The sequence below is a fragment of the Ginsengibacter sp. genome, from assembly GCF_057362405.1.
The window spans coordinates 1-16,614 of record NZ_JBMQQG010000243.1; the positions used below are offsets into that span (position 1 = coordinate 1).

General features: G+C 37.6%; 21 protein-coding genes. 13 read left to right on the forward strand and 8 right to left on the reverse strand.

Going from position 1 to position 16,614, the window contains the following annotated elements:
* Positions 1-69: 69 nt before the first annotated feature.
* From ACO1O5_RS20880 to ACO1O5_RS20940, 13 genes are all read left to right on the forward strand, one after another.
* Entirely contained in the window at positions 70-471 is a 402-nt protein-coding gene (locus ACO1O5_RS20880; protein ID WP_486273731.1) for a plastocyanin/azurin family copper-binding protein, read from the forward strand.
* A gap of 119 nt (positions 472-590) precedes the next feature.
* Positions 591-1,025 carry an RrF2 family transcriptional regulator gene (locus tag ACO1O5_RS20885; protein ID WP_486273732.1) on the forward strand — a complete coding sequence of 145 codons (435 nt, stop codon included), beginning with the start codon at positions 591-593 and terminating at the stop codon, positions 1,023-1,025.
* Between the two features lie 44 nt (positions 1,026-1,069).
* Positions 1,070-3,217: a cbb3-type cytochrome c oxidase subunit I gene (locus tag ACO1O5_RS20890; RefSeq protein WP_486273734.1), complete on the forward strand. Its 2,148-nt coding sequence runs from the start codon at positions 1,070-1,072 to the stop codon at positions 3,215-3,217.
* Between the two features lie 42 nt (positions 3,218-3,259).
* Positions 3,260-4,270, forward strand: coding sequence for a cbb3-type cytochrome c oxidase subunit II (locus ACO1O5_RS20895; protein WP_486273736.1), 1,011 nt, complete (start codon positions 3,260-3,262; stop codon positions 4,268-4,270).
* 39 nt (positions 4,271-4,309) lie between these two features.
* Positions 4,310-4,570 (forward strand): hypothetical protein, encoded by a 261-nt coding sequence (locus ACO1O5_RS20900; protein ID WP_486273738.1) that lies wholly within the window; start codon positions 4,310-4,312, stop codon positions 4,568-4,570.
* A complete protein-coding gene (locus tag ACO1O5_RS20905; protein WP_486273740.1) occupies positions 4,571-4,978 on the forward strand; it encodes a cytochrome C in 408 nt (135 codons plus the stop codon).
* Positions 4,979-4,981: 3 nt separating this feature from the next.
* Positions 4,982-5,380 (forward strand): group III truncated hemoglobin, encoded by a 399-nt coding sequence (locus ACO1O5_RS20910; RefSeq protein ID WP_486273742.1) that lies wholly within the window; start codon positions 4,982-4,984, stop codon positions 5,378-5,380.
* Positions 5,380-5,817: a hypothetical protein gene (locus ACO1O5_RS20915; RefSeq protein WP_486273744.1), complete on the forward strand. Its 438-nt coding sequence runs from the start codon at positions 5,380-5,382 to the stop codon at positions 5,815-5,817. The genes ACO1O5_RS20910 and ACO1O5_RS20915 overlap by 1 nt, the downstream gene beginning before the upstream one ends.
* A gap of 27 nt (positions 5,818-5,844) precedes the next feature.
* The gene (locus ACO1O5_RS20920) at positions 5,845-6,114 is read left to right on the forward strand and encodes a cupin domain-containing protein (protein ID WP_486273746.1); all 270 of its coding nucleotides are present in this window, start codon (positions 5,845-5,847) and stop codon (positions 6,112-6,114) included.
* Positions 6,115-6,177: 63 nt separating this feature from the next.
* Positions 6,178-6,513, forward strand: coding sequence for a 2Fe-2S iron-sulfur cluster-binding protein (locus tag ACO1O5_RS20925; RefSeq protein WP_486273748.1), 336 nt, complete (start codon positions 6,178-6,180; stop codon positions 6,511-6,513).
* A 164-nt stretch (positions 6,514-6,677) separates the two neighbouring features.
* Positions 6,678-7,586 (forward strand): LysR family transcriptional regulator, encoded by a 909-nt coding sequence (locus ACO1O5_RS20930; RefSeq protein WP_486273750.1) that lies wholly within the window; start codon positions 6,678-6,680, stop codon positions 7,584-7,586.
* Positions 7,587-7,608: 22 nt separating this feature from the next.
* Positions 7,609-8,244, forward strand: coding sequence for a peroxiredoxin (locus ACO1O5_RS20935; RefSeq protein WP_486273751.1), 636 nt, complete (start codon positions 7,609-7,611; stop codon positions 8,242-8,244).
* A 130-nt stretch (positions 8,245-8,374) separates the two neighbouring features.
* On the forward strand, positions 8,375-9,514 hold the full coding sequence (locus ACO1O5_RS20940) for a trans-sulfuration enzyme family protein (protein ID WP_486273753.1): 1,140 nt from the start codon (positions 8,375-8,377) through the stop codon (positions 9,512-9,514).
* Between the two features lie 16 nt (positions 9,515-9,530).
* Here ACO1O5_RS20940 and ACO1O5_RS20945 read toward each other — a convergent pair whose 3' ends face one another.
* The 8 genes from ACO1O5_RS20945 to ACO1O5_RS20980 form a co-directional block, all read right to left on the reverse strand.
* A complete protein-coding gene (locus ACO1O5_RS20945; RefSeq protein WP_486273755.1) occupies positions 9,531-10,724 on the reverse strand; it encodes a trans-sulfuration enzyme family protein in 1,194 nt (397 codons plus the stop codon).
* Positions 10,725-10,736: 12 nt separating this feature from the next.
* Positions 10,737-11,717, reverse strand: coding sequence for an N-acetyl-gamma-glutamyl-phosphate reductase (argC, locus tag ACO1O5_RS20950; protein WP_486273757.1), 981 nt, complete (start codon positions 11,715-11,717; stop codon positions 10,737-10,739).
* A 306-nt stretch (positions 11,718-12,023) separates the two neighbouring features.
* Positions 12,024-12,437, reverse strand: coding sequence for a GreA/GreB family elongation factor (locus ACO1O5_RS20955; protein ID WP_486273759.1), 414 nt, complete (start codon positions 12,435-12,437; stop codon positions 12,024-12,026).
* A gap of 6 nt (positions 12,438-12,443) precedes the next feature.
* Positions 12,444-14,012, reverse strand: a complete 1,569-nt coding sequence (locus ACO1O5_RS20960; RefSeq protein ID WP_486273761.1) for an FMN-binding glutamate synthase family protein — start codon at positions 14,010-14,012, stop codon at positions 12,444-12,446.
* 299 nt (positions 14,013-14,311) lie between these two features.
* Positions 14,312-14,683, reverse strand: a complete 372-nt coding sequence (locus ACO1O5_RS20965) for a hypothetical protein (RefSeq protein ID WP_486273763.1) — start codon at positions 14,681-14,683, stop codon at positions 14,312-14,314.
* Between the two features lie 211 nt (positions 14,684-14,894).
* Positions 14,895-15,740, reverse strand: coding sequence for an isocitrate lyase/PEP mutase family protein (locus tag ACO1O5_RS20970; protein WP_486273765.1), 846 nt, complete (start codon positions 15,738-15,740; stop codon positions 14,895-14,897).
* Positions 15,741-15,826: 86 nt separating this feature from the next.
* The gene (locus ACO1O5_RS20975) at positions 15,827-16,354 is read right to left on the reverse strand and encodes a dihydrofolate reductase family protein (RefSeq protein WP_486273767.1); all 528 of its coding nucleotides are present in this window, start codon (positions 16,352-16,354) and stop codon (positions 15,827-15,829) included.
* Positions 16,355-16,367: 13 nt separating this feature from the next.
* The gene (locus ACO1O5_RS20980; RefSeq protein WP_486273768.1) at positions 16,368-16,586 is read right to left on the reverse strand and encodes a hypervirulence associated TUDOR domain-containing protein; all 219 of its coding nucleotides are present in this window, start codon (positions 16,584-16,586) and stop codon (positions 16,368-16,370) included.
* Positions 16,587-16,614: the final 28 nt, after the last annotated feature.

Sequence of the window (16,614 nt, forward strand, 5' to 3'; positions counted from 1 at the left end):
GGATGTACTCCCAACACTTAAAGCGCATTTAGCCCATGCTGAAATGGTACAAAAGGAGTTTGCAAAATAATGAAGACAAGTTTAAAATGGAGAGAAATAGGGTTTTGGTATATATTTCTCCTCTTGTTTCTGTATGGTTGCACAACCCCGGAAGAAAGGGCTATCAAAGTGCCTTCATCCGATTCAACCGTTTCTAATCCTGTATATCCGGGGCCCGCGAGGCCACAATTACATGTTGTTGAAATAAAAGATATGAAGTTTCAACCGGAAGAAATTTCTGTAAAGAAAGGAGATACTATTATGTGGGTTAATCGTGATATGGTTACGCATTGTGTAACCGAAGAAAATACAAAAGCGTGGACTTCTTCCAATATAGCAGTGGGTAATTCGTGGAAGATGGTGGTTCAATCAGGGGCTGGTTATTTTTGTGCTATTCACCAGGTAATGAAAGGAAGAATAATTGTTGAGTGATATTTTGATATTTCTCCAATTATCTTTCAAAATTTTTTTACCAAATATATTGTTCAATAAAAGACTTTTTTGTCCTTTATTACGTGTCTTTCTTTACCTTTGCGATATAAAAGAGAAAAATGTTTTCAAAAACCCTGGAATATGCCATCCGTGCGATGATTTTTATTGCGCAAAAATCGAAAGCAGGGATCAGGGTGGGGATAAAAGAAATAGCTAAAGCAATTGATGCTCCCGAACATTTTATCGCAAAAATTTTGCAGGACTTAAGTCGTAAAGGGCTCGTTCAATCTTTAAAGGGTCCCACCGGTGGTTTTTATCTTGAAGAAGAATCGTCACAGTGTTCTTTAGCAGATATCGTTAAAGCAATTGATGGTAATAAACTTTTTACAGGCTGCGGCCTGGGTCTTAAAAATTGCTCTGAGATCAGGCCGTGCCCTATACACAATGAATTTAAGAAAGTTCGGGAAGACATCTATAATATGCTGGAGAATGCAAAGATTGGGGAATTTAGTAAGCAACTTGAAAAGAATTTAACTTTCTTAAAACGGAAGTAGGTTTTTTTTAATAATAAAGGATAAAAAGGTATTAATATATTTTTATGCAGGTAAAGTTCATTTTGAGGTCGCTGGCAATTTTTGTTATAACAGGTTTTTTTTCAATTTCGTCGAATGCACAGGCGGATAGTGCAGTTAAACCCACTGCTCCTTCTCATGAGGGGAACGTCGTACTTCTTTTTATTGTAGCAGGTATTGCGTTACTGGCAGTAATCTTTTTAAAGATAAAAACCTCCGAAGTTGTTATGAATAAAAGAAAGAAACAGGACGGAGATGAAGAAGGCCGCCTGAACCAATATATCAGTAATATGGATAGCAAACAAATAGAGGAGTTCATTCAATACAAGAAAAGCAAAAAGGATGAGGGGCCGTCTTCAGGTACTGGCATTAATTCTTTGCTTTTAACTTTATTTTTCCTGTTGGCTTCATTTTCCAGCCAAAACCTTTTCGCACAGTCCGCAGTAAAGAATACAGGTTCTGTGCTGAGTGACCCCGGCGTTGTCATCACGGTTATCTTAATTCTTGTTCCCATATTGGTAGGTATTGTTTTAATGATATTTAAGGTAAGAAATGTTTTAAAACAATACCACAGAAAGCAAAATATGGAAGAAGCGGAAAAGTTAGCTGCTTTCCTAAAAATATTACCCGATGATGAAATAAAAGAGACTTTATTAAAAAGGAAGGCTGCATTAGATTACAAACTTAGCAACGATGAATTGTCAGGGCATTTGAAAGCAGAGGACAGCAAAGGCTTGATTAATATAAATACCAATAGCAGCATTCCTGTTGTTGCCATAAAAAAGAAGGCCCTCAAACGACCAAATAAAGATCCTGAGTTAACAAAACTTATTTTATGGTACCTGGGCTGCGCTACCGTTTGGCTGGTGGTTGGCACTTCAGTAGGAGAGTATCTCGGTATTAAATTCGTGGCGCCCGATGTAGATCATATAAGCTGGTTAAGTTTTGGACGCCTCAGGCCTGTTCATACCAATTTAGTCTTCTGGGGTTGGGCATCGCTGGGTATGCTGGGACTTGGATACTACATAGTGCCTACCGTGAGCAATACTTCTTTATCGAGTATGAAACAGGGCTGGTACACGCTAATTTTTATTAATGCTTCTGTGGTATTGGGTACAATATGCCTTATGGCGGGCATCAACAACAGTGGTGGTGAGTACCGCGAATACATCTGGCCGGTGATGTTGTTATTTGCCATCGGGCTTGTATTAACGTTAAATAATTTTTTAAGAACGATAGCCAAACGAAAAACCAAAGAAATTTATATTTCTAATTGGTACATGGTGGCGGCCATAATATTTGCAATAGTAATTGTGTTGGTGGCCTATCTGCCCTTTTGGGCAAACGGGCTCGGCAATACAATTGTACAAGGCTATTATATGCACCAGGGTGTGGGTATGTGGTTTATGCTTTTTACCCTGGGTATTGTTTATTACATGCTTCCGCAGCAACTTAATAAACCGATCTATTCCTATAGTTTGGGCATCCTCGCATTCTGGACGCAGATATTATTTTACACATTGATAGGAACGCATCACTTTATTTTCAGCGCTATTCCATGGTGGCTGCAAACCGTTGCTATTGCGGGCAGTGCAGGAATGGTAATCCCGGTGGTAGCCGGAACAACGAACTTCATAATGACCTTTAAAGGATCATGGTATAAGTTGCCGGGCAGTTACACGTTGCCCTTCTTTTTAGTAGGTATCATATTTTATTTTACAGGTTCTATGCAAGGTACGGCGGAAGCTTTTCGTACTTCTAATTTATACTGGCACTTTACTGATTTCACGGTTGCCCATTCGCATCTTACCATGTATGGAATCATTTGTTTTTTTGTGTGGGCAGGCATATACGCAGTAGTGCCGCGGCTTACCGGTAAAGAACCTCCGCAAATAACAGTGGGCGCTCATTTCTGGCTGGCGCTGATTGGTTTACTTTTTTATACTGTTCCTCTAATGTATGGAAGTACGATCAAAGGAATAATGTGGATGCAGGGAAAGCCGTTTATTGATGGCGTGGTTTTCATGGCTCCTTATTGGTTATGGCGTGCTATAGGGGGCAGCCTCATGTGGCTGTCGCATTTATTCTTCGCTTACAATATGTATAAAATGCTGGCAGGTAGCCCGGTTGTTGATGTGAAAGATTTGGCGCTGGAAAAATTGAAAAGCGAATAAAATAATTTTTGATCCTATTGTCTTAAAAGATATTGATATAACATGGAATTATTTGATAATCATAAAAAACTTTTTGGAACTGCCACCTTATTCTTTGTTGGTTTAACGATACTGGTAGCAATTATTCCGGCGCTTACTATGCAAAGTAATAATGCCGTTCTGCCCAATGCAGAGCCATTAGGTGCAGAAGCTTTAAAGGGCAAAGAGGTTTATATCGCTAATGGTTGTATTGGTTGCCATACCCAGCAGGTACGTAATGTAGATATGGATAAAGTGTGGGGCTCACGGCCAAGCATAGCTGCAGATTATGCAGGTGACCATCGCCAGGATTTTTGGAGAAATACTGCTACGATGTTAGGCTCTGAAAGAACCGGGCCAGACCTTACTAACGTGGGCAACCGGCAGGCGAGCAAAGACTGGCAGCTTGTGCATTTATTTGATCCGCGCATTCTCGTTCCTCAATCTATAATGCCGGCTTATTCCTGGTTGTTTACGATAAAGCCTGTTGCCGCTAAAGGGGATGTGGTAGTAAATATTCCCAAACAATATTTGAACGGCGATACCGGAAAAGTAGTAGCAAGCAGGGAAGCATTGCAATTAGTTACTTACCTACTTTCATTAAAGCAAACAAAATTACCTGATGGTACGGCTACTCCCGGCTTCTTATACAAACGGGAAACTAAAGAATCTGGCAATGCAACGACTTCAAAAGCTTTGAATGGTGTAGCATTATACACCGCTAATTGCCAAAGCTGCCACCAGGAAAATGGCGAAGGCTTGCCGGGTGCATTCCCCCCGTTAAAGGCAAGTAAAGTAGTAACCGATGATAATCCTGAGCTGATGGTAAATATTATAATGAATGGATATACCGGCCGTGAAAAAGAAGGTTTTGGCCCAATGCCTGCAGTGGGTACTATGAACAATTTAAGTGCTGATGAAATCTCCGCCATAATGAATCATGAAAGATCAAGTTGGGGTAACAATTCTAAACAGGTAACACCGGAAGAAGTACAAAAATTAATGGATGCTGCAAAAGTAGCCGCACCGAAATAAATGCAGAGGAATTTCGCTAAAAAGCTAAAACATTTTATCATGAAAAAAATATTTGTATCAATGTTGCTGGGTCTTTCAGGCCTCGCGTCATTTGCATGCCCTGCCTGCGAAAAGCAACAGCCTGCCTTTCTGAAAGGCATTACACATGGTGCAGGCCCCGGCGGTAATTGGGATTATGTGATCGTTACCATAGTAGTAATCATTGTTCTCTTTACACTTTTCTTTTCTGTTAAATGGCTAATCAGGCCGGGAGAACAATCGCAAAGCCATATTAAAAGACTTGTTTTAAACAATGAATAAATGAAAGATAAGAGCACCATATTTATTTTTCTGGATGATGAACAAAAGCCCATTGGGGAATTTGTTTCGCCGGTAAATTTTGAACTCGACACCCGTAAGATGGTCGACGGGAAACACACGTTAAGAATTGTAAGCAAAGATCCTACCGGCAAAGAAGGGCTTCGTATCGTTCCCTTTGAAGTAAGAAACGGTCCATCCATCGCTATTGAAGGGATCAGAGAAGATGCTGTGGTGGATGGGGTTTTACCGCTTATGATTAACGCTTACAGCAAAGGCGACCAAAAAACATTTTTAATTGAAGGAAGCGAAACACCGCAGAGTATCCCTTCATGGGTATGGATACTGATAATTGGTTTTGTTGGTTGGTTGCTCTATTATCTTATTACTTACCTCTCAATGAAAGAATAAGCAATGATGAATGAAACAAAAGAAATCATATCGCTGGAAGATATTAAAAAATTGGTGAATACTTTTTATGGAAAAGTAAGAAGAGATGAATTGTTAGGGCCAATATTTGATGAAAGGATCCGGGATCGCTGGCCGCTGCACCTTGAAAAAATGTACACCTTCTGGCAGACCATATTGCTGGAAGAGCGCACTTATTTTGGAAGCCCTTTTCCACCACACGCAAATCTGCCAATATCTCACCATCATTTTGAAAGGTGGATGGAATTGTTTACACAAACCGTTGATGATTTGTTCACAGGCAAAATAGCCGAGGATGCTAAATGGCGTGCAGATAAAATGGCTGAACTCTTTGAATCTAAAATAGAATATTTCAAAGGCAACCCTTTTAAAAGTTTAATATAATGAACAGTATTATTTTTATTGCCGCCTGCTCCTTTGTGTGGGCGGGTTTTATAGGCGCCATCAGTTTTATGGAATCGTGGCTAAAATTCCGGGCGCAAAACCTTACCATGCCTGTGGGATTGAGTATTGGCAAATTAGTGTTCAACGCTCTTAATAAAGTGGAGTGGGCTTTTGTTATAATTATATCGGGTAGTTTGTTTTTCTATGCAAGTCAAATAGAACCTATGTTGGTAGTGTTTTTTCTAATAATCGTTTTGATTATTATTGTGCAAACTGCCTGGCTACTTCCCGCTTTAAACAAACGAGCAAAAGCGATCATCAGCGGAAAAAAAATATTACCATCGTCTAACCTGCATTATTATTACGTTAGTCTTGAATTTGTAAAGCTCTTGCTGTTGATCTTTTTTGGCGGCGGACTTCTCAAATTTATGTTATAAGAATATGTAAATCTTTTTAAAATGAAAATGAAACAATTATTTAGTAATAGCCATTATAAAGTTTTGGAAGTTTCGTTAAACAAAGGCGACTCGATGCCGCTTCATAAAGCCACATCTGATGCATTTATTATCGTAAAAAAAGGTGCAGGTAAAATAATTTTTGTTGACCGGGAAACGCAATTGACGCAAGGCACCACCCAACTGATTCCTGCCAATGAGCAGCACCAATTGAAGATAAATGATGATTTTAATGCCTGTATTATACTCGCATTCCAGGCTGAAATTAAATTCATATAAATGATTTGAAATTGTCTTCGCATGGGAAAAAAGCGAAAGGCAATACCTTTAATAAATTCTATAATGGTTATACAAAAATGTGATATCAGGTTTACAATACTAGATGGCGATGAAGAGCGTGTCGTCGAAACATATACTTCTGAATACAGGAACCTGATGGCCCTGATAACTGACAAAATTTATGTGGAAGATTTTGGTGAATGTCATGGAATGGGCAGGTGTGGAACCTGCGTAGTTGAAATAATGAATACAGAAAATAATTTCCTTTTTTTAGAGAGAAATGAAGAGGCTACTATAAAAAAGACAGGTATAACAAATCCCAATTACCGGTTAGCATGCCAGATTCTAATTAATGAAGAGCTGAAAAACACAACTTTTCGAATTTGCTATAATTATTGAGATACGATTACAATTATTTTTTATAAGAGAATATTTTTAACGTCGCCACAATACAATTCTTCATCAATAGGATTAGTAGATTCAATGGTTAACATCCAATCTTTTCATATAAATTTTGACTATTCCAGGATTGATAAATTTAGTTTTGTAATACTTATAGCAAAATGGAAATACGATATCTAAGGCTGATAAAAGCGATTGTTGAAGAGGGTGGTATTACCAGGGCTATGGATGTTTTGCATTTGTCACAAAGTGCATTGAGCTATCAATTAAAAGAAGCGGAACTACAGGTAGGAACATTGGTTTTTTATAGAAGAAACAAGAAGCTAATTCTAACGCCTGTCGGAAAGAAGTTATATGTTATGGCCAATAAAGTGTTGAAAGAACTGGATATCGCAGAGTCTGAAATAACGAAAATGATGAATGGTGAAAATGGGGTAATAAGGATCAGTACAGAGTGTTATACCAGTTATCATTGGCTGCCTGCAGTCCTCAAAAAATTCAGTAACGAATTTCCAAATGTTGAAATCGAAATCGTGTTTGAAGCGACTCACCGGCCAATTGAAAAATTGATAGAAGGGGAATTGGATCTCGCCATTACGAGTAATCCTGAACACATTGAGCAGGTTGAATTCATTCAACTCTTCTCCGATGAAATGCTGGCTATTGTTTCTAACCAGCATCCATGGGCGAAAAGGGGTTATGTGGAAGCAGAAGATTTCCAGGATGTCACTTTGATTATTCATTCATTGCCGTTAGATACCGTTTCTATTTTCCGCACTCAATTAACACCCAAAGGTATTGAACCAAAAAAATTGATTGTTTTACCATTGACTGAAGCTTCTATCGAATTGGTGAAAGCTAATATGGGAGTGATCGTTCTTGCCAACTGGGCTTTGATACCTTATTTAAATGACGAAATAAAAGCCACTAAAATTAATAAAGAAGGATTTTTCCGTCAGCAATATATTGGCAGGATAAGAGATAGAGAGTATCCTGTTTATTATGATTACTTCATCAAATTTTTGAGAGAGGAAATCAAACTAAATACAAATTCAGATCACAACAAATAATCATTACTATAAATCAAATAAAATGAGTTTAAAAATTGGAGACACTGCTCCTGATTTCAGTGCAGAAACTACAGAAGGTAAAATTAATTTTTACGAATGGCTGGGCGATAATTGGGCCATTCTTTATTCACATCCGGGAGATTATACTCCTATCTGTACAACAGAGTTGGGCCGCACCGCACGATTGAAGGAAGAGTTTGCAAAAAGAGATACCAGGATTCTTGCAATAAGTGTAGATGGAATTGAATCACACCAGGGTTGGGTTAAAGACATTAACAAGACTCAAAATACTATTGTTGCATTTCCTATTATTGCCGATCCTGATCAAAACATATCAAAATCTTATGCAATGATTCATGAAAATGCGTCTACGTCTGCAACCGTTCGTTCTGTTTATTTCATTGGTCCTGATAAAAAAATCAAGGCAACGATTACTTATCCGGCATCTACCGGTAGAAATTTCGCGGAGATATTGCGGGTGCTTGATTCCTTACAACTCACGTCCAAATATAGCGTGGGCACACCGGTAGATTGGGAAGTTGGACAGGATGTAGTTGTTTCTACAACCATTAAGGACGAGGATATTGCGGCTAAATTTCCGAAAGGCTATAAAAAAATAAATTCTTATTTGCGTTATACTCCGCAACCTGATAAGTGAAAAATTATCTGAAATCCGGATTTGAAAAAAAATGTTTTCCTCTGAAAGGAGCATTGCAATTTTATAATCCACAGGTGCTATTTGCGCCTGTGGATTGTTTGCAGGATAATAATTAATTTAAAGAAGAGAAATGAAAAATACTGATACATTGTGCGTACACCCCATTATTGAAGATGATAATTTCAGCGGCTCCGTTACATCGGTTATTTTTCCTTCAGCGGCCTATAATTACCTGGATGGTGAATTGCAATACCCGGGATTTTATTCTACCTATAACCAAAAAAGATTAGGGGAAATTATGGCCAGCCTGGAGCATGGTGAATGGGGTATAGTCTTTAGTTCTGGTATGGCTGCAATTACAACATCTATTTTATCATTCGTACAACATAACGATCATATTATTTTTTCAAGAGATCTTTATGGCGGCACATGGAATTTTGTTGAGCAGGAACTTCCCAAAAGATGCATCACCAGTAGTTATGCGGATAATACCTTAGAAAGTTTTCAATCATTATTAAAAGAAAACACTAAAGTAATTTATATCGAAACGCCGTCAAATCCACTTTTAAATATTTTCCCTCTAAAAGAAATTGCCACTTTTGCAAAAGAACATGGATTGGTTACTATAGTGGATAATACTTTCGCTTCGCCAATTAATCAACTACCGCTTTTCCTTGGTATTGATATCGCCGTTCACAGTGGTACTAAATATCTTGGCGGCCATAATGATCTTCCGTTTGGAGCTTTGGTTTCTAACAATCAACATCACAAAGAACTTATTTTTTCTACTGCAAAAATTTATGGAGGATCACTATCACCTTATCAATGCTACCTGGTGGAAAGAAGCTTAAAAACTTTGTCGTTAAGAATTAAAAAGCAAAATGAAAATGCATTGAAGCTTGCTGAATATTTGGGACGAAATCCCGTAGTGAAGAAAGTTTATTATCCGGGGCTTCCATCGCATCGTGATCATCAAATTGCAGTTAAACAAATGATTGGCTTTGGTGGAATACTATCGTTTGAATTAGACGTAAGCCAGGAGCAATTGACAACCTTTTTAAAAAGCCTTTCACTTATAAAGCCTGCATTAAGCCTTGGAGGAGTGGAGAGTATAATTTGTTCACCGGCCACTACCTCTCACAGAAGTTTATCTGCCGAACAGCGGCGTAGTATTGGTATAAATGATAATTTGTTGAGGTTATCTGTTGGTATTGAAAACGCCGATGATTTAATTACAGATCTTCGTTTAGCTATTTTAAAAGTAGCGTAAAGTACAATTTTAGAGTCTACGGGTTTAGATATTTTCTTCTAATCTTTACCATTTCAAGGGCCTGGCTCATATCTTCAATTATATCAGTAACATCTTCTAGTCCTACGGAAATGCGTATTGTTCCGGGATAGATGCCAATTTGGTTACGTTCTTCTTCAGTCAATTTAGAATGTGTTGTCGATGCGGGATGTGTTGCTATCGACCGTGTATCACCAAGGTTGGAAGTAATCAATATCATTTTTAGAGAGTCGAGAAAAAGCCTGGCAATTTCAAATCCTCCGTTTATATCAAAAGTAATAATACCGCCGCCGGATTTCATTTGTTTTTTTGCGAGTTCATATTGTGGATGTGATGGCAGGAAAGGATATCGTACTGATTTCACAGCAACATTTTGCTCCAGCATTTTTGCAACAATCAAAGCATTCTCACAATGACGGTCCATTCGAAGTGGCAAAGTTTCCAGGCTCTTTGATAACAACCATGCATTAAACGAAGACATGGCTGGCCCTGTATGCCTGATAAAAAACATAAGCTCAGTGATCAACTCTTTTCTTCCCACAACAACTCCGCCTAACACGCGGCCCTGTCCATCCATATATTTTGTAGCAGAATGACAAACGATATCAATGCCGTATGCTATGGGCTTTTGGAGATATGGAGTAGCAAAGCAATTGTCAACATTCAAAATGATTTGCGGATATTTTTTCTTTAGGTTACCCACCCATTCAAGGTCGACCAATTCCAATGCGGGATTGGAAGGAGTTTCCAAAAAGATCATTTTAGTTTCCGGCCTTATTGAAGATTCCCATTCTCGGGGCTGTAGGGTATCAACATAAGTGGTTGTAATCCCCCAGCGAGGTAATAATTGACTGAGCAGTTGAATTGTAGAACCAAATACAGAGCGACATGCAATAACATGATCGCCACTTTTTAAGAACCCTGCCAATGAAGCGAAAACAGCAGCCATCCCTGAAGAAAAAGCCAGTCCATCTTCAGCGCCTTCCATTTCGCAAACCTTTGTAATGAATTCAGTTGTATTCGGATTGGAATAACGGGAATAGATATTCGCTTCTTCTTCTCCTGCAAATACCGCCCGACCTTGTTCTGCATTATCAAATATAAAACTTGAAGTCAGGTATAATGGAACAGAATGTTCACGATTGTTGGAACGGGTTGCCTGGGTTCGGCTGAGTTTGGTTTGTTCTTTCATGGTTTTTCAATTTTAAAATGCAACTGATTTAAGTTTTAAGCCGGCAGACTCTTCTATTCCAAACATCAGATTCATATTTTGAACTGCCTGGCCTGAAGCGCCCTTTACTAAATTATCGATTACGCTTACAATTAAAACTTTATTATCATGCTTTGAAGGATAAATAAAAATTTTATTCGTGTTAATTGCTTTTTTAAGGTTGGGAGATGTTTCAGTAACGATTACGAAGGGGTCATCCTTATAACGTCTTTTAAAACGTGCAATTATTTCTTCTTCAGAAAGAGATGATTTAAAATAAATAGAAGTGAAAATACCTCTGGTAAAATTTCCGCGAACAGGAATAAAATTAACCTCTGCAGTAAACTCCGGGAAAACATCTTTTAATGTTTCATTTATTTCGCCTAAGTGCTGGTGTGAAAAGGCCTTATAGACGGAAACATTATTGTTTCTCCAGTTAAAATTAATGGTGGGAGAGAGGGATTGACCTGATCCCGTTGAACCGGTTATTGCATGAATGTGCAAATCATCTTTTACCAATTCGATCACCGGCAATAGCGAGAGTGTGATCGCGGTTGCGAAGCAACCGGGATTAGCAAGACTGTTTGTCTTTTTAATTTTTTCCCTGTTATGCTCAGACAGACCATAAACAAAATCCCTTTCAAAACTTTTTTTGTTATCGCCTAAACGAAAATCCTGGCTTAGGTCTATAATTTTTATTTGAGGGGATACTTCGTTTTCTGACAGGAATGCTTTCGATTGTTGATGCCCTCCACATAAAAAAATTACATCAACTGCAGCGTCCCATGCATCAGTAAATTTTAAAAAACAATCTCCTTCAAGATCACTGTGTGTGCTGCTGACCAATTGTCCATGCTGGCTTTTGCTTTGCACATATTTTATCTCAGCATTAGGATGGTTGAATAGAATCCGAAGCAATTCTCCTGCTACATAACCAGCGCCTCCTATTATTCCAATTTCAATTTTTTTAGACACGAGCAAAAATAATTTCATCGAGCCTGACACAGCTTCATAATGTATGAAACTATTGCATGTATGTAATCAGGGAATTAGATAAACCTTTCCCTGAAGGGAAAGTCATTATAAAAAACACCCCAACAAATTCAACCTCACATTGTCATTTCAAATTCTCTTTGAATAGGAATTGAAAAGTTCATATCAGAATTTGAGAAAATCTATAACAAGAACAAGATTATTCATCGTTACATTTCCTTTGCTGTTTAAAATATAATGACCCAAAGATTTTATGTTACCGGCAACAAAGCTTTTATTCAATTGTTTTTAGGCAATACTTCTTTCACAATCATTACTTACTTCCAAAATCGTAAACATTTTGTTACCTGAAGGGACTTTCCATTTTACTTTTTGCCCCTGGCGAAAGCCAATTAAAGCAGTTCCGATTGGGGCCATAATAGAAATTTTTTTCTCTTTGATATTTGCTTTGTCAGGTGTTACAATCATCAATTCCATTTCTTCACTTTTACCTTCCGCTTTTATTCTTACTTTAGAATTTAAGCCCACTACATCGCTGGGAAAATTATTTTTATTGACAAGGGTAGCCTTTTTCAACTCAGCGGTAAGCTCTTCTGCGTTTCGCCTGTCAAAGGTTGATTGCCTCCGCGCATTATTCAGATATGAAATGAGTAATGAATAATCATCTTTTCTTATTACGAGATTGTTTTTTATCTTTTTCATTTTTATTTAATTTAATTGTGGTTGAAAATCTGTTTGCTGTTTGAATTTGTTTAATTTTTTGAAATATATTTCTTCAAAGTTTTTGGTTGTTTGTGCGTCTATCCTTCTAAAAAATTTTGAGGCATGGACGCTTTCGATATCCAAAAAACCGCAAGCCTCCATCATTTCTTTAGTTGCTTTAATGGTATTCAAATGAAAATTGAAAACACGTACACTTTTTTCGGTTGGATCTAAGCCTTTATATAAGGCAGGATTCTGTGTTGTGATTCCAACAGGACACCTGTCGGTGTCACATATTAATGCCTGTATGCATCCTAATGAAAACATCATCCCTCTTGCAGAGTAACAAGCCGATGCGCCCAACGAAAGGGCTTTCAAAATATCAAAACCTGTAATGATTTTGCCTGCCGCCAGGATTTTAATGTGCCTGGAAAGATCAAGTTCATCCAAAGTTTGGTTTATAAATGCCAGCGCTTCATGCAAAGGCATCCCCAGGTGATCTGTAAACTCTAACGGAGCCGCTCCTGTACCACCTTCGCCGCCATCAACGGTTATAAAATCGGGCATGCAACCCGTAGATCTTATAGCCTGGCAGATATCAATAAATTCCTGTTTATCGCCGATACAAATTTTAAAACCAACTGGCTTTCCATCAGATAATTCTCTCAATAGCTGGAGAAATTGCACCAGTCCTTCGGGCGTGTTAAATTCAGCATGGCTTGCCGGAGAATGGATAACAGTGCCGGCCTTTACCCGCCTGATTGCAGCTATCTCGGCTGTATTTTTTTTAGCAGGCAAAATTCCTCCGTGCCCTGGCTTAGCGCCCTGTGATAATTTCAGTTCAATCATTTTTACCTCGGGTCGCAACGCATTTTTACGAAATGCGAGTGAATGAAATCTTCCTCTTTCATCGCGGCACCCAAAATATCCCGTACCAATTTGCCAAATCAAATCACCGCCTTTAAGGTGATATTCACTTATGCCGCCTTCACCCGTATTGTGTGCAAACCCTCCTAATTTTGCTCCTTCGTTTAAGGCTGTGATGGCAGTTTTACTCAGGGCGCCATAGCTCATAGCACCAATGTTATAAATACTTGCATGGTAAGGTTGCATACAGAGGTAATTGCCAATTGATACGCGCAAATCTTTTTCATCTAACGTTTTCGGATAGACGGAGTGCGCTGCCCATTCAAATCCGGGACTGTTTGAGTCAGCTTGCATTCCAAAAGCTACCGTTTGTTTTTCGTTTTTCGCTCTTTGATAAACGATAGACCGCTGACGCCTGTTGAAGGGTTTTCCGTCAAGATCGGATTCGAAAAAATACTGCCTTATCTCCGGCCGTATTGATTCAAGAAAATAACGGGCATAGCCGACTAAGGGAAAGTTTCTTAAAAGCGCATGCCTTTTTTGGCGAACATTTATAATCGCTAATAATAAAAGTGGTATGCTTAAAATAAGAGCCCAATACCAGTTGGAATTATTTACAAAGGCAGCTTTTATTATAATAACATTGATAAATACAAGTAAGGATATAATGATCCCGCTTGTTGAAACATTTTTTTGTTTGCCGGACATAGCAATAAGTTTTAAAAATTAAAAAATGCAAGACCTATTCCCCGGATCTGTATTTAAATCAGAGCCAGGGTTTACTTATTGAAGTCCTTGAAATTTGGGTAATAATGTGATCTTTGATTAAAGATGGAGAATATGTAGTTATAGCATGGCCGCACTACAAAAAGCAATTGTTGGCAGAAAACATATTTATAGATATGTAATTTAATGTTCGTCATATTTTTTGTTACACGGTGTTTTAACCGGTAATTCTATTTCATTTGAACCAGGATCAAAGCAGCCTCTTTAATAAATTATTTATTTTAAACTCCGGCCATTTTTGAAAATATCATTTTCCAATTTTTTATCTTTCTTTCTAATAAGGGTAAATCGGCAATATCATTTTTTTTATTTTCAAAAAAAGGTAATGCCACTGCATCTCTTCCATCGTTGAACTCAAATTGTAAATGAATAGTTTTAAGAAATTCTTCCAATCTTCTTTTTCTTAGTTCCTCCGGCTTTATACTGTCATAAACTGTTTTCATTGAGATGGATTTTACTTTATCCAACTCTATGACGTATGAAGAATTTGAACCATTGTTTTCTTCTACTACCAATATTTTTCGTTTAATTCCATCAACACCAAATATTTTCTCATCCAGCAGCTCATGGCTTGAAAACGATAAATTAAACATAGATCCCAGTTTGCTAAGCAAAGAATATTTTACCTTACTAAATTTTGAGTTCCTGTTTTTCATCATAAAAAGCCAATAAAAAAATATGCAATTACATACCTGTTATTTCAGTTCTCAAAATTATGTGCTAACTGTTAGTTTGGCATTAAAGGAACATTAGAATGTGATTAGAAAAGAATTTGAAAGATAATTGGCTTTCGGTTCAACCGTACTATTTAGAAATTAAAGTATTTAAATACGCCGATGTAACAGGGTTATCTTCCACTTCCTGCATCCCTTCATTATGCAATAGTTTTTCAGCAATATTTTTCATGGCATTGATGGAGGCTTTTAAAAACCCCGGGCCAAGGCTTAACCTCGCCACACCAATTATTTTCAATGTTTCAAAATCCGGTATCCCGGGAAGCAATAAAACATTTACCGGTAAACCGACTTCTTTAATAATGATTTCTATTTGTTCCTTTTTCTTTAGTGAGATGGGATAGAAGCAATCCGCTCCTGCATTTTTATAAGCTTTTCCCCTGCGAATGGTTTCCGATAATTTTATCTCATCCGATAAATCATTTTCTTTGAGATATACATCAGTACGGGCATTGATAAAAAGAGAAATACCCATTTCCGATGCAGTATCTCTAATCAGGCGAAGCTTTTCACATTGCCCTTCAATTGAAAGAATTGTTTTATCATCCTTGTTAGTATCTTCAAAATTAATTCCGGCTATTCCTGCATCAAGGAGCATTTTAATGTTTTCTTGTAGCTCAGCACTATTTGTTGCATAGCCACTTTCAATATCAGCGGTGACAGGAATGGTTACACTATTTACTATTTTTCGCAGGATGTGCAATAGCTCTTTAAATGGAATTTTTTCTCCGTCCGGATAGCCATTACTAAAAGCGATGGAGGCGCTTGCAGTAGCCACAGCTGCATAACCCAAACTTTCCAAAAGTATAGCCCCCAAAGGATCCCAGATGTTTGGAAGCACCAATAATTTGCCATTATGATGAAGCGTGTTTAATAAATTTCCTTTCTCAGGTTGTATATTATTTTGTTTTGTCATTTTAATTTTTTTTTTATTTTCAAAAAATTTTTGCATTTACTGTGAGCAGAGAATGCAAAAATTGAAGACTCCTGAACCCATACGATTCATTTCTTCAACACTGCATATTTAGTAATCAATGTTCCCTGCTCATTTACTTTTTCGCAGTGAATCAAATGTAAATTGATATCCAGATTTATCTCCGTTGCAAAATTACCTCCCGTTCCAAATATTTTAGGTTCGATCGTCAGCCATACTTCATCAATTAATTGTTCTTTTAAAAATGAAGTGGCAATATGAGGGCCTCCAACTACCACTATTTGCTTGTGCCCCTTGCTTATAAAGCGTGCTATTAACTCAACAGGTGATTCGTTTGTAAATTCAATCTGTCCAGTAATTTCCAAACTTTTATATTTATCAGGATGCCCTGTCATAATAATAAACTGGTGATCTGCTGATGGCTTAAATGTGTCAGCATTAAATGTGTTACTCCCCATAACAATAAGCCGCGATTCATTTAGAACCTTTTTATAAAAATCCTGGTCCTGGTGAGATGACCACGAGCTGACGTTCGGCTCACCCCATTTTGTTATCTTGCCATCAAGTGTTGATACAAATATGAGTATCGTTTTCATTGTAAGTTTTTAATCAGCTTTCTATTTTTTTTGAAAGTGCACTTGTTTTATGTACGGCAATATGGTCTGTTTTATCGCTCTTAATTTCATATTGCGGATCTTCTTTGCTGGCATGATGCGTATAACCTTTGTAAGCAAAATCTCTTTTGTGTATTTTCACTATAGTACCCGACACATGACCAGCTTCTGAATTCCAGGTTACATGGTCACCGATTTTAAATTTCTGTTTCAAGGTTGTAGTTTTTTAATTATGAAATGCA